This window comes from Rhizobium oryzicola (assembly GCF_030504645.1).
Classification (GTDB): domain Bacteria; phylum Pseudomonadota; class Alphaproteobacteria; order Rhizobiales; family Rhizobiaceae; genus Neorhizobium; species Neorhizobium oryzicola.
Genome location: NZ_JAUKWQ010000009.1, coordinates 1 through 12,856 on the forward strand (window position 1 = coordinate 1; position 12,856 = coordinate 12,856).

16 protein-coding genes are annotated in these 12,856 nt (G+C 59.6%); 15 read left to right on the forward strand and 1 reads right to left on the reverse strand.

Going from position 1 to position 12,856, the window contains the following annotated elements:
- Positions 1 to 220 precede the first annotated feature (220 nt).
- The 5 genes from Q2T52_RS20740 to Q2T52_RS20760 all read left to right on the forward strand — a co-directional run bounded on the left by Q2T52_RS20740 (position 221) and on the right by Q2T52_RS20760 (position 4,577).
- Positions 221 to 1,294 carry a branched-chain amino acid ABC transporter substrate-binding protein gene (locus tag Q2T52_RS20740; protein ID WP_302078767.1) on the forward strand — a complete coding sequence of 358 codons (1,074 nt, stop codon included), beginning with the start codon at positions 221 to 223 and terminating at the stop codon, positions 1,292 to 1,294.
- Positions 1,295 to 1,369: 75 nt separating this feature from the next.
- Complete coding sequence (rpe, locus tag Q2T52_RS20745; RefSeq protein ID WP_302078769.1) at positions 1,370 to 2,059, forward strand: ribulose-phosphate 3-epimerase; 690 nt, start codon at positions 1,370 to 1,372, stop codon at positions 2,057 to 2,059.
- Positions 2,056 to 2,550: a hypothetical protein gene (locus Q2T52_RS20750; RefSeq protein WP_302078770.1), complete on the forward strand. Its 495-nt coding sequence runs from the start codon at positions 2,056 to 2,058 to the stop codon at positions 2,548 to 2,550. Before rpe ends, Q2T52_RS20750 begins: the two co-directional genes overlap by 4 nt.
- Positions 2,551 to 2,611: 61 nt before the next feature.
- Positions 2,612 to 3,913, forward strand: a complete 1,302-nt coding sequence (purB, locus tag Q2T52_RS20755) for an adenylosuccinate lyase (protein WP_302078771.1) — start codon at positions 2,612 to 2,614, stop codon at positions 3,911 to 3,913.
- A gap of 109 nt (positions 3,914 to 4,022) precedes the next feature.
- Complete coding sequence (locus Q2T52_RS20760; protein ID WP_302078772.1) at positions 4,023 to 4,577, forward strand: RBBP9/YdeN family alpha/beta hydrolase; 555 nt, start codon at positions 4,023 to 4,025, stop codon at positions 4,575 to 4,577.
- Between the two features lie 22 nt (positions 4,578 to 4,599).
- Here the strand turns inward: Q2T52_RS20760 and Q2T52_RS20765 are convergent, their stop codons facing one another.
- Positions 4,600 to 4,917: an ATPase inhibitor subunit zeta gene (locus Q2T52_RS20765; RefSeq protein WP_302078773.1), complete on the reverse strand. Its 318-nt coding sequence runs from the start codon at positions 4,915 to 4,917 to the stop codon at positions 4,600 to 4,602.
- A 236-nt stretch (positions 4,918 to 5,153) separates the two neighbouring features.
- Between Q2T52_RS20765 and purC the strand changes: the two genes are divergently transcribed.
- The 10 genes from purC to Q2T52_RS20815 all read left to right on the forward strand — a co-directional run bounded on the left by purC (position 5,154) and on the right by Q2T52_RS20815 (position 12,817).
- On the forward strand, positions 5,154 to 5,918 hold the full coding sequence (gene purC, locus Q2T52_RS20770; RefSeq protein WP_302078774.1) for a phosphoribosylaminoimidazolesuccinocarboxamide synthase: 765 nt from the start codon (positions 5,154 to 5,156) through the stop codon (positions 5,916 to 5,918).
- A gap of 19 nt (positions 5,919 to 5,937) precedes the next feature.
- A complete protein-coding gene (gene purS / locus Q2T52_RS20775; protein ID WP_302078775.1) occupies positions 5,938 to 6,180 on the forward strand; it encodes a phosphoribosylformylglycinamidine synthase subunit PurS in 243 nt (80 codons plus the stop codon).
- A 17-nt stretch (positions 6,181 to 6,197) separates the two neighbouring features.
- Complete coding sequence (locus Q2T52_RS20780; protein WP_302078776.1) at positions 6,198 to 6,455, forward strand: hypothetical protein; 258 nt, start codon at positions 6,198 to 6,200, stop codon at positions 6,453 to 6,455.
- Positions 6,452 to 7,123, forward strand: coding sequence for a phosphoribosylformylglycinamidine synthase subunit PurQ (gene purQ / locus Q2T52_RS20785; protein ID WP_302078777.1), 672 nt, complete (start codon positions 6,452 to 6,454; stop codon positions 7,121 to 7,123). The genes Q2T52_RS20780 and purQ overlap by 4 nt, the downstream gene beginning before the upstream one ends.
- A gap of 1 nt (position 7,124) precedes the next feature.
- On the forward strand, positions 7,125 to 7,517 hold the full coding sequence (locus Q2T52_RS20790) for a hypothetical protein (RefSeq protein WP_302078778.1): 393 nt from the start codon (positions 7,125 to 7,127) through the stop codon (positions 7,515 to 7,517).
- Between the two features lie 257 nt (positions 7,518 to 7,774).
- On the forward strand, positions 7,775 to 8,377 hold the full coding sequence (locus Q2T52_RS20795) for an acyloxyacyl hydrolase (protein WP_302078779.1): 603 nt from the start codon (positions 7,775 to 7,777) through the stop codon (positions 8,375 to 8,377).
- Between the two features lie 118 nt (positions 8,378 to 8,495).
- On the forward strand, positions 8,496 to 10,703 hold the full coding sequence (gene purL / locus Q2T52_RS20800; RefSeq protein WP_302078780.1) for a phosphoribosylformylglycinamidine synthase subunit PurL: 2,208 nt from the start codon (positions 8,496 to 8,498) through the stop codon (positions 10,701 to 10,703).
- Between the two features lie 87 nt (positions 10,704 to 10,790).
- Positions 10,791 to 11,024 (forward strand): BolA/IbaG family iron-sulfur metabolism protein, encoded by a 234-nt coding sequence (locus tag Q2T52_RS20805; RefSeq protein ID WP_302078781.1) that lies wholly within the window; start codon positions 10,791 to 10,793, stop codon positions 11,022 to 11,024.
- A gap of 135 nt (positions 11,025 to 11,159) precedes the next feature.
- Complete coding sequence (gene grxD, locus Q2T52_RS20810; RefSeq protein WP_302078783.1) at positions 11,160 to 11,495, forward strand: Grx4 family monothiol glutaredoxin; 336 nt, start codon at positions 11,160 to 11,162, stop codon at positions 11,493 to 11,495.
- A 74-nt stretch (positions 11,496 to 11,569) separates the two neighbouring features.
- Positions 11,570 to 12,817, forward strand: coding sequence for a multidrug effflux MFS transporter (locus Q2T52_RS20815; RefSeq protein ID WP_302078784.1), 1,248 nt, complete (start codon positions 11,570 to 11,572; stop codon positions 12,815 to 12,817).
- The last annotated feature ends 39 nt before the right edge of the window (positions 12,818 to 12,856 follow it).

Genomic DNA, 12,856 nt, shown 5'->3' on the forward strand with positions numbered 1-12,856 from the left:
AGGGATAATCTGGCGCGCTTCAATCGACGCTCAAAGCGTTTCTCCAAAACTCATGACATGCTGGAGATAACGCTCACACTGTTCTTTAACAGGCACCTCATCGGGAGTCCTCAGTAAACACTGCCCCATCAAGGGGAGGTAGGTTGGCCGCAGTCACCGATTGATTTGCCTGTCTCCTCGCTCTGCGCTAAACCACGATGAACACATGAGGATTTTGTGTATGCCGCGTCTGACGCATCGGCTCGTTTCATTGGCTTTCGGCTTGTGCCTCGCGACAGGTGCGAGTGCTGCCACCATCGGCGTCGTTGCGCCGAAAAACGGGCCCTATGCCATGCTCGGGGCTCAGATCCTGGATGGTGCCCGCGCCGCTGCCGGTGAAGACACGCTGGTGGAAGTGGAGGAAAGCTGCGAGCAGGGTTCCGGCAAGCAGATCGCGCAGAAGCTGAAGGATGCCAAGGTCAGCATTGCCGTTGGCTTTCTGTGTGTGGAAACCCTGTCCGAGACACTGCCGATCCTTAAGGATGCCGGCATTGCTGCCCTGACCGTTTCGGTGCGCTCGAAAATCCTGATGGAGGATTCGCTGCGCTACGGCTGGCCGTTCTTCCGGCTGGCGCCTGTCGATGGTGAGGAGGGCCAAAAGCTCGCCGATACGATCCTCTCCCAATGGCAGACAAAATCCATCGCGCTGGTCGATGACGGCACCATCTATGGCCGCGACCTCGTCAGCGTCATCCGCCAGCGGCTGGAAACGGGCGGCATCAAGCCCGCCTTCACCGATACGCTGCGCCCGGGCCAGGAACAGCAATTATCGCTGGTGCGGCGACTGGCAAAAACCGGCGCAACCCATGTCTTCGTCGGCGCAGACCGCAATGATGTGGCCATCATGGCGCGCGATGTAGCAGGCGATAATTTGGGCCTCACCTTCCTCGGCGGTGACGCCCTGCGGGCCGCCAACCGTCCCGTAGCACTGAAAGACGGTGTGCTGGCCGTCGCCCTGCCCGACTACGCGCTTCTGCCGGAGGCCGCCAACGCGGTCGTCATCCTGCGCACCGGCAATATCGAACCTGATGGCTATGTCCTGCCCGCCTTTGCGGCCGTCCAGGTGGCCAGCGAAGCCGCAAAGCGCATGACGTCGCAAAACATCACGGCGTCGCAGTCTCTGACCGATAGCAGCACGGAGACGGTGATTGGCCGCCTCCGCATCGGCAAGGATCACGAGCTGGTGGATAATCCTTATCGCCTGCAGGAATGGCGCGGTGGCAGCTTTCGCCCCGTTGGACCAGCAACCGAGTAAATTTGCCGTGTTGTCCCCGCCTTAGCGCGGTGTTAAGCGGTCGCGGCAAAAGTCATCACCGGAGATTGCCGCCCCATGTCAGAAGCCGCTTCGCTGCCGATCCGCATTGCCCCGTCCATTCTCGCCGCCGACTTTGCCAAGCTCGGCCAGGAGGTGCGTGACGTCGTGGCCGCAGGGGCGGACTGGATTCATCTGGATGTGATGGACGGCCATTTCGTGCCGAACATTTCCTTCGGCCCCGACGTCATCAAGGCGCTGCGTCCGCATACGAAAGCCTTCTTCGATTGCCACCTGATGATTGCGCCCGCCGACCCCTATCTGGAGGCCTTCGCCAAGGCGGGCTGCGACAGCATTACCGTGCATGCGGAGGCAGGCCCTCATTTGCATCGCTCGCTGCAGACGATCCGCAATCTCGGCAAGAAGGTGGGCGTGACCCTCAACCCGGGCACTTCGCTTTCCTCCATCGAGAACGTTCTCGATGACATCGACCTGATCCTGATCATGAGCGTCAATCCGGGCTTTGGCGGCCAGAAGTTCATTCCCGCCATGGAAGAAAAGATCCGCGATGCCCGCACCCTGATCGGTGACCGGCCTATCGAACTGGAAGTCGATGGCGGCATTACGCCGGAAACCATCGGTGCCGCCACGGCAGCCGGCGCTAACGTGTTCGTGGCAGGCTCTGCCGTCTTCAAGGGCGGCAGCGTCGAAAGCTACCGGCAGAACATCGCGGCGCTGCGGCAGGCCGCCGAAAGCGCGGATGCTTGAGCGAGAACCCGGCCAGCGCTGCCTTTCGACTCCGCCCGTTGCACATGCTGGCTGGCGGCCTGCTCTGGTCCCTCGCCTGCTCCGCCATCCTGCTTCTCAGCCTCTGGCAGGCTGAGAGGCTGGAGACCTTCCACCGCGATGAATTGCTGCTGGTGGCATTCACCGGCAGTCTTCTCGGATGGCTTGCCACGGAACTGGCGGATCTGGCCGTCGGTCGGCGCTTGTCATTTCGATGGCGCTGGCCGCTCATGACGGTATTCCTGGCGGGCGCCACGTTTGCCTTCACCGCCTTTCTGTTTGCGCTGGATTACCGCGCCTTCTATGCGCGCTGGCATGCCACCGCCTTCTCCATCGACTGGACGCTGCAGTTCCTGTTCACCTCGGCATCTGCCACCTATCAGTTCCTGGTGATCGGGCTCAGGCTCTATCTCCCCTGGGCACCGCTCGCCGCCATCCTTGCCTCCTATCTTCTTGTGCGCCGGCAACGTTGAGATTCCTCCCTCCATTTGCTAGAGGGGGCGCAAATTACCTGTTTTCCAGAAAGTATAGTCCATGATCCCCCGCTACTCGCGCCCCGAAATGGTTGCCATCTGGTCTCCCGAAACGAAATTCCGCATCTGGTTCGAGATCGAGGCCTATGCCTGCGACGCACTGGCAGATCTCGGCGTCATCCCGAAGGAAGCGGCCAAAACCATCTGGGAAAAGGGCGGCGCTGCGGAATTCAACGTGGCCCGCATCGATGAGATCGAAGCCGTCACCAAGCATGACGTGATTGCCTTCCTGACGCATCTTGCGGAATTCGTCGGCCCCGACAGCCGCTTCGTCCACCAGGGCATGACCTCGTCCGACGTGCTGGATACGACGCTGAACATCCAGCTCGTGCGCGCTGCCGACATCCTGCTTGCCGACATGGACCGCGTTCTTGCAGCCCTCAAGGCCCGCGCCTTCGAGCACAAGGATACCATCCGCATCGGCCGCAGCCATGGCATCCATGCCGAGCCCACCACCATGGGCCTGACCTTTGCGCGCTTCTATGCCGAGATGGCCCGTAACCGCACGCGCCTCGTCAACGCACGCGCCGAGATCGCGACCGGCGCTATATCAGGCGCTGTCGGCACCTTCGCCAACATCGATCCGCGCGTCGAAGAGCATGTCTGCGCCAAGCTCGGCCTCGTGCCGGAGCCGATCTCGACGCAGGTCATCCCGCGGGATCGCCATGCCATGTTCTTCGCGACGCTCGGCGTGATCGCCTCCTCCATCGAAAATGTCGCGATCGAAATCCGCCACATGCAGCGCACGGAAGTTCTGGAAGCGGAAGAATTCTTCTCGCCCGGCCAGAAGGGTTCGTCTGCCATGCCGCACAAGCGCAACCCGGTTCTGACGGAAAACCTGACCGGCCTTGCCCGCCTCGTCCGTATGTCGGTGGTGCCCGCTCTGGAAAACGTGGCGCTCTGGCACGAGCGCGACATCAGCCATTCGAGCGTCGAGCGCGCCATCGGTCCGGATACGACGATTACGCTCGATTTTGCGCTGAACCGTCTCGCCGGCGTGATCGAAAAGCTGGTGATCTATCCGGACAACATGCTGAAGAACATGAACAAGTTCCGCGGCCTCGTGCATTCGCAGCGCGTCCTCTTGGCCCTGACCCAGGCCGGTGTCTCCCGCGAGGACAGCTATCGCCTCGTACAGCGCAACGCCATGAAGGTCTGGGAACAGGGCAAGGATTTCCTGGAAGAGCTGCTGGCTGACGCCGAAGTGCGCGCAGCCCTGAGTGAAGACCAGATCCGCGAAAAGTTCGATCTCGGCTATCACACCAAGCACGTCGATACGATTTTCCGCCGCGTCTTCGGCTGATCAAGCATACTGCACATCAGAGTCCAATCGGAGCGATGCACGCTTCGATGGCGTTTGCTATAGGTCCAAACTCTTGACGCAACCCGTCACAAACATGACATAAGGCGCCATGAAAGCATCCGAAGCAGATATCCTGATTATTCCAGGCTACACCAATTCCGGGCCCGACCATTGGCAGACCCGATGGGAATCAAAGCTCGCCACTGCGCGCCGCGTGGAGCAGGCAGAGTGGTCGAAGCCCGTACGCGAGGACTGGGTGAGCCGCGTGGCGGAAGAAGTCAACGCCGCGACCAAGCCGGTCGTGCTGGTGGCCCATTCGCTGGGCGTACCGACAGCCATCCACGCCATCCCGCATTTTCGCAAGAAGGTGGCGGGTGCCTTTTTCGTTGCGCCGCCGGACGTGGCAAATCCGGATATTAGGCCCAAACACCTGATGACCTTTGGGCCCTATCCGCGCGATCCGCTGCCCTTCCCGTCGATGACGATCGCCAGCCGCAATGATCCCTTCGGCACCTACGACCATGCCGATGACATTACCAATGCCTGGGGATCCCTGCTGATAGACGCGGGCGAAGCCGGACACATCAATGCCGATTCCGGACACGGGCCGTGGCCGGAAGGCACGATGGTGTTTGCGCGTTTTCTGGGTGGCTTGAAGCCCTGAGGCGGACAAACCGGCTCGGCGGTCAGGCCGCAGCCTTCATGTCGGCGAGAACTTCAACCAGCATGGCATTCAGTCGATCCGCCAGTCCGTCTTCCGGAAATGCCACGCGAGCAGCGTCGAAATCCCGACGCAATTGCGTGACTAACTCTTCGGATGAGGGATTGTTGACGGCCCAGGCGGCAAGTTCTTCCGCATAGGCGATCGGGTCGGTCCGCTCCATAAGTTGCGCGGCCCAAAGACCCACCAATTTGTTGCGGCGGGCGGCCGCGCGGAAAACAACGTCCTGCTCATAGGCAAACTTGTTCTCCAGAGCGCGAGCACGATCCTTGAGAGTAATCATCGAAAATCCCCGTTTTGCTTCTGTTTCCGGGCGTTTGTTCCGCCTCTGCTCGGCATATAAGCAGGACCTCTTTGAAAAAACGTGTAGGGGCAAGGTGAACGATTCCTTTTGCCCCGTCTCAATGTGAGTGGATCGACGGTGGCGCATTGTGAAACCGACCGTTTTCCGTTATGGGACCGCTCAAGCTTCATTTATCGCGCCGTATGGGCGCCTCTGAACAAACGAGAAAAGACATCATGAACCGTCGCCGCCGTATTTACGAAGGCAAGGCCAAGATCCTTTACGAAGGCCCTGAACCAGGAACGCTGATCCAATTCTTCAAGGACGATGCGACTGCGTTCAACAAGAAGAAGCATGACATCATCGATGGCAAGGGCGTCCTGAACAACCGGATCTCCGAATACATCTTCACGCATCTCAACAAAATCGGCATCCCGACCCACTTCATCCGCCGCCTCAACATGCGCGAGCAGCTGATCAAGGAAGTGGAGATCATCCCGCTCGAGATCGTCGTTCGCAACGTTGCCGCTGGCTCCCTTTCCGAACGTCTCGGCATCGAGGAAGGCACGGTCTTGCCGCGTTCGATCATCGAGTTCTACTACAAGTCGGATCAGCTCGGTGACCCCATGGTCTCCGAAGAGCACATTACAGCCTTCGGCTGGGCGAACCCCGCCGAGCTCGACGACATCATGGCGCTCGCCATTCGCGTCAACGACTTCCTGTCCGGCCTTTTCCTGGGCGTCGGCATTCAGCTGGTCGACTTCAAGATCGAATGCGGCCGCCTGTTCGAAGGTGACCTGATGCGCATTATTCTGGCAGATGAAATCTCGCCGGACAGCTGCCGCCTTTGGGACATCGAGACCAAGGAACGCATGGACAAGGACCGCTTCCGCCGCGACATGGGCGGACTGCTGGAAGCCTATTCTGAAGTCGCACGCCGCTTGGGCGTCATCAACGAGAACGAGCCGATCCGAGGCACGGGTCCGGTTCTGGTACAGTAAGCCGTCAGGGGAGCATTCAGTGATCAAGGCACGCGTAACCGTCACATTGAAGAACGGCGTTCTGGACCCGCAGGGCAAGGCCATCGAAGGCGCGCTTGGCAGCCTTGGCTTTCACGGCGTTCATCAGGTTCGTCAGGGCAAGGTCTTCGATGTCGAGCTCGACACCAACGATCAGGCCAAAGCCGAAGCTGACCTCAAGGCCATGTGCGAAAAGCTTCTGGCCAACACGGTGATTGAGAACTATTCTATCGCCCTCACCTGAAGGTTGTGGAGCGTGCGATGGCCGACATCACCAACGAATTGATGTTTGAGCTGATGAAGAGGTTAAACGCACGCTTTGACAAAGTGGATTCCGCGTTGAGCGAGCTTCGCTCTGAGATGAACGCAATGCGCGGAGCCATGGTGTCCATTCACCAGGACATTCATAACATCTACTCGACGCTATCCCGACATGAGGCACGCCTCGATCGGATCGAAAACCGTCTCGAACTTCGAGAACTGTCAGAAGCACAAGCAAGGTTTGAGCCCCACCCATGAAGTCCGCCGTCGTTCAGCTTCCAGGCCTCAATCGTGACCGCGACATGATCGCGGCGCTGACCAAGATTTCCGGCAAGGCACCGGTTACCGTCTGGCAGACGGAAACCGAGATCCCGGATGTCGACCTGATCGTCATCCCCGGCGGCTTCTCCTATGGGGACTACCTGCGCTGCGGCGCGATTGCGGCTCGCATGCCGGTCATGCAGGCCATTCGCGAAAAGGCGGAAAAGGGCGTGAAGGTTCTCGGCGTCTGCAACGGCTTCCAGATCCTGGTCGAGGCGGGCATGCTGCCGGGCGCTCTCATGCGCAACACCTCTCTCAAGTTCGTCTGCAAGGAAGTGAAGCTCGAAGTCGTCAATGCCGACACGGACTTCACGCGCGCCTACGAGCAGGGCCAGATCATCCGCTGCCCCGTCGCCCACCACGATGGCAACTACTTCGTGGATGACGAAACCCTGAAGGGTATTCAGGGTAATGGCCAGATCGTCTTCCGCTATGCAGATGGCACCAACCCCAATGGTTCGCTGCTGGATATCGCAGGCGTCGTCAACCAGGCCGGTAACGTGCTTGGCATGATGCCTCACCCGGAAAACCTCATCGAGGCCGCGCATGGTGGCAGCGATGGTCGTGGCATCTTTGCCTCCGCACTGGATGTGATTGCCGCCTGACATGAAGCATTTTATCTCGTTGGGCGGAGTAGCCGTCATGGCCGCGCTTGCACTTTCCGCATGCCAGTCGCAGCGCTCCTCCGCGCCCGTGCCGGACAAAAGCGCTTTGTCGACCATGGAACGCGTGGCCGTTGCCGCCAATAGCTGCTGGTTCAAATCGGGCGATCCGGCCTTCAAGGATTACCGGCTCGCACCGGAACTGAATTCCTTCTCCGGCCGTCCGCGTATTCTGGCTGTTCCAAAGCGCAGCCCCGAATCGCGCCCTGCCCTCGTGGTGCAGGCCGAAGGCCATCCGGCGCGTCTCGATGCGTTTGGTCCACTGATGCAGGGGCCTGCCGGTGAACGTATCCGTCACGACGTGGTGCGTTGGGCCAATGGCGCCAAGGGTTGCTGAACCAGTAAGCTTTGATTCCGTGGGCTCGCCGATCAGGCGGGCTCGATCGTCATGATAAGATCTATCTGAAGCACACGACACGTCCATCCGGAAGGCCGTCCCGTTCCTGCAACAGTCACCAAACATCTTAAGTGACTCATATCCGGTTTCATCATTTTCACTATTGCTTTACGGTCAGATGCGCGTCTACGTTCCGTGCCACTGACTGCTTCGACGCAGTGTCGCAGCTCAGAGGTATCACGGAGTCGAACCGACTAATGCGACAGTTTACGGCCTCCAAGCTGGTCATTTCTGCACTGCTTTGCGCCAGCGCCCTTGTATCGGCCAATCCCGCCATTTCCGCCGATTATGCATCCAGCCAACCCGCGACGCTCGAAAAGCCGATTTTCGATGAAGCGCGATTCGGTTGGCAGGTCGGCATCGACAAGACCTTCACCAATGATGAAAAGGGTTCCTTCATCACCGGCATGGTCTTCTTCGACCCCTGGAATCACTTTGAAGCCACCGGTTGGGACCGCTTCATTCGTCCACGTATCCACGTCGGTGGTGACGTGAGCACGGCTGGCGAAACCAATCAGATTTATGCGGGCTTCTCCTGGACGGTGAACCTCACTGACCAGTTCTTCCTGGAAGCCGGTTTCGGCGGCAGCTTGAACGACGGCACGCGCGAACCCGACGGTGGTCGCGGCCCGTTTGTCGGTTGCAACGCGCTCTTCCACGAATACGTTGCCGCCGGTGTGAACCTAGACAAGAACTGGCGCATCGTTGCCCAGGCAGAGCATTCCTCGCACGCCAACCTCTGCGGCGATACCAACAACGGTCTGACCCGTGGCGGCGTCATGATCGGCTACAAGTTCTGACGGTACAAGAACCGCAAAAAGAACCTGATTGGGCGGGCGCGATTGGAAATTTCCTGTCGCGCCGCCAAAGCATCTACGCTAAAGAGACGCCATCCGGACCGCCAGCGTAGAGAACAAGATGACGATTTCCAACAGCATCCAGATTACTCCCGAACTCGTTGCCGCCCACGGCCTGAAGCCGGACGAATATCAGCGGATTCTGGATCTCATCGGCCGGGAACCAAGCTTCACGGAGCTTGGCATCTTTTCCGCCATGTGGAACGAGCACTGCTCCTACAAATCTTCCAAGAAATGGCTCCGCACGCTGCCGACCAAGGGCCCGCGCGTTATCCAGGGTCCGGGCGAAAATGCCGGCGTTGTCGATATTGATGATGGCGACTGCGTCGTCTTCAAGATGGAGAGCCACAATCATCCTTCCTATATCGAGCCCTATCAGGGTGCGGCGACCGGCGTCGGCGGCATTCTGCGTGACGTCTTCACCATGGGCGCACGACCGATCGCTGCCATGAACGCGCTGCGCTTCGGCGCGCCTGATCATCCCAAGACCAAGCACCTCGTGGCCGGTGTCGTCGCCGGTGTCGGCGGTTATGGCAATTCCTTCGGCGTGCCGACGGTCGGCGGCGAAGTCGAGTTCGACGAACGCTATAACGGCAACATCCTCGTCAACGCCTTCGCAGCCGGTATCGCCCGCACGGATGGCATCTTCTATTCCAAGGCGGAAGGCGTTGGGCTCCCCGTCGTTTATCTCGGCGCCAAGACCGGCCGTGATGGCGTCGGCGGCGCGACGATGGCGTCGGCTGAATTCGATGAGTCGATCGAAGAAAAGCGCCCAACCGTGCAGGTTGGCGACCCCTTCACCGAAAAGTGCCTGCTGGAAGCATGCCTGGAGCTGATGCAGACCGGTGCCGTCATCGCCATCCAGGACATGGGTGCGGCTGGTCTCACCTGCTCTGCCGTTGAAATGGGCGCCAAGGGCGATCTCGGCATTGAACTCAACCTCGATCTGGTTCCCGTTCGCGAAGAGCGCATGACCGCCTATGAAATGATGCTCTCCGAGAGCCAAGAGCGCATGCTAATGGTTCTGCGCCCGGAAAAGGAAGAGGAAGCCAAGGCAATCTTCGTCAAGTGGGGCCTCGACTTCGCGATCGTCGGCAAGACCACAGATGATCTGCGCTTCCGTATCCTGCATCAGGGCGAAGAAGTGGCCAACCTGCCGATCAAGGACCTGGGCGATCAGGCGCCAGAATATGATCGCCCGTGGATCAAGTCGAACGGTCGCGCCCCGCTGCCAGCGGAGAAGGTTCCGGCTCCGGAAAACTACGGCGAAGCCCTGCTGAAGCTGGTTGGTTCCCCCAACGAATCGAGCCGCCGCTGGGTCTATGAGCAGTATGACACGCTGATCCAGGGCAACTCGCTGCAGCGCCCGGGCGGCGATGCCGGTGTGGTCCGCGTCGAGACGCATCCGACCAAGGCGCTTGCCTTCTCCTCCGACGTCACGCCCCGTTACGTCGAAGCCGATCCGATTGAAGGTGGCAAGCAGGCTGTGGCGGAGTGCTGGCGCAACATCACCGCGACCGGCGCCGAGCCGCTGGCCGCCACTGACAACCTGAACTTCGGCAATCCAGAAAAGCCTGAGATCATGGGCCAGTTCGTCGGCGCCATTCAGGGCATCGGCGAGGCCTGCAAGGCGCTCGACTTCCCGATCGTCTCCGGCAACGTGTCTCTCTACAACGAAACCAATGGCGTCGCGATTTTGCCGACCCCGACCATTGCTGGCGTCGGCCTTCTGCCGGATTGGTCAAAGATGGCGCGTATTGGTTCCGCCAAGGATGGCGACGTGCTGATCATGATCGGGACCGACGGAAGCCATCTCGGAAGCTCCATCTACCTGCGCGATATCGTCGGTTCGACGGACGGTCCGGCACCCGCGGTCGATCTCGCGGCAGAACGCCGCAACGGCGACTTCGTGCGGACAGCGATCCGCAATGGGCAGGTCACGGCTTGCCACGACATCTCGTCGGGTGGTCTCGCCGTCGCATTGGCGGAAATGGTCATGGCGTCCGGCAAGGGCGCAAAGATCAAGCTGGGTGAATGCAAGGGCCAGCCACATGCCATCCTGTTTGGCGAAGATCAGGCCCGCTACGTGATTGCAGTGCCCGCCGATCTTGCCAACTTCGTCCGCGCCAATGCCGAGGGAGCAACCGTTCCCTTCCGCACGCTCGGAACGGTTGGCGGAAACGCCCTTGTGATCGACGACCTCCTGAATGTGTCGCGCGACAACCTGACCAAGGCCCATGAAGAGTGGTTCCCCACCTTCATGGCTTGAGAATAACCTTCATAAGGCTTTGACAAATTTTCGGCTTTTGGCAGTCTTGTCAGAAGCGAAGACAGGAAGACGGAAGGAAATGCATAGATGCCGATGAATCCCGGCGACATTGAAGACATGATCAAGGCCGGCATTCCGGGCGCGAAGGTGACGATCCGCGATCTGGCGGGCGACGGCGATCATTACGCCGCGGAAGTCGTCGCGGAAGCGTTCCGGGGCAAGACACGCGTACAGCAGCACCAGATGGTCTATGAGGCCCTCAAAGGCAATATGGGTGGTGTCCTGCATGCGCTAGCATTGCAGACGTCAGCACCCGATTGATACCGACGACCCTCCATCCATCAGGCGAATTGATAGCATCAATCGCATTTGAAGGCTGGAAATTACGACTATGCATGTTATCTAACATTCACGAAGCGTCCGGACCTTGAACCCGGATAGACAAGGACAAGTTCTATGAGCGGAATTCACGATCTGATCGATAGCGAGGTGAAGGGCAATGATGTCGTTCTCTTCATGAAGGGAACGCCGCAGTTCCCGCAGTGTGGTTTCTCGGGCCAGGTGGTCCAGATTCTCGACTACCTCGGCGTCGACTACAAGGGCATCAACGTTCTGGCTGACCAGGAAATCCGCCAGGGCATCAAGGACTACTCCAACTGGCCAACGATCCCGCAGCTTTACGTGAAGGGTCAGTTCGTTGGCGGCTGCGATATCGTCCGCGAAATGTTCCAGGCCGGTGAATTGCAGTCGCATTTTGAAGAGCAGGGTATCGCCGTTCGCGGCGCCGCCTGACACCATTCCCTTTCCGATTATCCGGCATGCGGAAGGCGCCCAAAAGGCGCCTTCATCTTTGAAGGAACTATATTGTGTCTTCTGTTGCAGAAGCGACGTCAGCCCGCCTGAAGGGGATGGGCAAGGCAGAGTTCATCGGTCTTATGGCCATGTTGATGGCGCTGAACGCGCTTGCCATCGACGTCATGTTGCCGGCCTTGCAAAACATCGGCGAGTCGCTTCACGTGGACAACGTGAATGCCCGCCAGTATGTCGTGTCGTCCTATCTGTTCGGCTTTGGCTTTGCGCAACTGATCTACGGCCCCATTACCGACCGCTTCGGCCGGCGTGCACCGATGATCTTCGGCCTTTCGCTCTACATCATATGCTCACTGGCCATCGTGATCGTGCCTTCCTTTGCGGGACTGCTCGTGCTGCGCTTCATCCAAGGGGCAGGCGCCGCCTCCACCCGCGTCGTGACCGTCTCGATTGTGCGTGACGTGTTCGGCGGGCGCGCCATGGCCGAAGTCATGTCCTTGATCATGATGGTCTTCATGATCGTCCCGATCATCGCCCCGGGCACGGGCCAAGTGATCATGCTGTTCAGCAACTGGCACATGATCTTCCTGTTCATCGGCGCTGTTGCCGCCGCCGTGCTGATCTGGATGTGGTTGAGATTGCCGGAAACGCTGGCTTCCGAGGATGTGCGCCCCCTGACGCTAAAATCGATTGCGGAAGGCTTCCGTATCGTTCTCACAAACCGGATTGCGCTCTGCTACACCATCTCGGCGACCTTCATCTTCGGTGCGCTGTTCGGCTTCATCAACTCTGCGCAGCAGATCTATGTCGGCATCTACGGCCTCGGCGTATGGTTCCCCCTCGCCTTCGCCGCCGTTGCCGCCTTCATGTCGCTCTCATCCTTCCTGAATTCCAAGCTGGTCGGCCGTTATGGCATGCGGCGCCTGTCGCATGCATCACTGCTCGGCTTCATCCTGGTTACGTGCCTATGGATGGTCGTTCAGCTGGTTGGCCCGGAGCCGATGCCGTTTGCGGTGTTTCTCACCTTCTTTGGCCTCTCCATGTTCCAGTTCGGCTGGATCGGCGCAAACTTCAACTCGCTCGCCATGGAGCCGCTTGGCCACGTCGCGGGCACGGCATCTTCCGTCCTGGGCTTCATGAGCACGGTCGGCGGTGCGGCGATCGGCGCGGTCATTGGCCAGGCCTTCAACGGCACGGCACTTCCGCTGATCGCCGGCTTCTCGACGGTCTCGCTGATTGGGCTTGTCTTTGTGCTGATCGCGGAAAAGGGCAGGCTCTTCCGCCCCCACAATCCTCGCGTCTGATATCCGCATTAAGTCATAGAAAAGCCCTACGATCCATCC

Excerpts from the sequence above, each read along its gene's own strand:
- Q2T52_RS20740 (WP_302078767.1), top strand. The coding sequence starts at position 221 with ATGCCGCGTCTGACGCATCGGCTCGTTTCATTGGCTTTCGGCTTGTGC.
- rpe (WP_302078769.1), top strand. The coding sequence starts at position 1,370 with ATGTCAGAAGCCGCTTCGCTGCCGATCCGCATTGCCCCGTCCATTCTC.
- purB (WP_302078771.1), top strand. The coding sequence starts at position 2,612 with ATGATCCCCCGCTACTCGCGCCCCGAAATGGTTGCCATCTGGTCTCCC.
- Q2T52_RS20760 (WP_302078772.1), top strand. The coding sequence starts at position 4,023 with ATGAAAGCATCCGAAGCAGATATCCTGATTATTCCAGGCTACACCAAT.
- Q2T52_RS20765 (WP_302078773.1), bottom strand. The coding sequence starts at position 4,917 with ATGATTACTCTCAAGGATCGTGCTCGCGCTCTGGAGAACAAGTTTGCC.
- purC (WP_302078774.1), top strand. The coding sequence starts at position 5,154 with ATGAACCGTCGCCGCCGTATTTACGAAGGCAAGGCCAAGATCCTTTAC.
- Q2T52_RS20780 (WP_302078776.1), top strand. The coding sequence starts at position 6,198 with ATGGCCGACATCACCAACGAATTGATGTTTGAGCTGATGAAGAGGTTA.
- purQ (WP_302078777.1), top strand. The coding sequence starts at position 6,452 with ATGAAGTCCGCCGTCGTTCAGCTTCCAGGCCTCAATCGTGACCGCGAC.
- Q2T52_RS20790 (WP_302078778.1), top strand. The coding sequence starts at position 7,125 with ATGAAGCATTTTATCTCGTTGGGCGGAGTAGCCGTCATGGCCGCGCTT.
- Q2T52_RS20795 (WP_302078779.1), top strand. The coding sequence starts at position 7,775 with ATGCGACAGTTTACGGCCTCCAAGCTGGTCATTTCTGCACTGCTTTGC.
- purL (WP_302078780.1), top strand. The coding sequence starts at position 8,496 with ATGACGATTTCCAACAGCATCCAGATTACTCCCGAACTCGTTGCCGCC.
- Q2T52_RS20805 (WP_302078781.1), top strand. The coding sequence starts at position 10,791 with ATGCCGATGAATCCCGGCGACATTGAAGACATGATCAAGGCCGGCATT.
- grxD (WP_302078783.1), top strand. The coding sequence starts at position 11,160 with ATGAGCGGAATTCACGATCTGATCGATAGCGAGGTGAAGGGCAATGAT.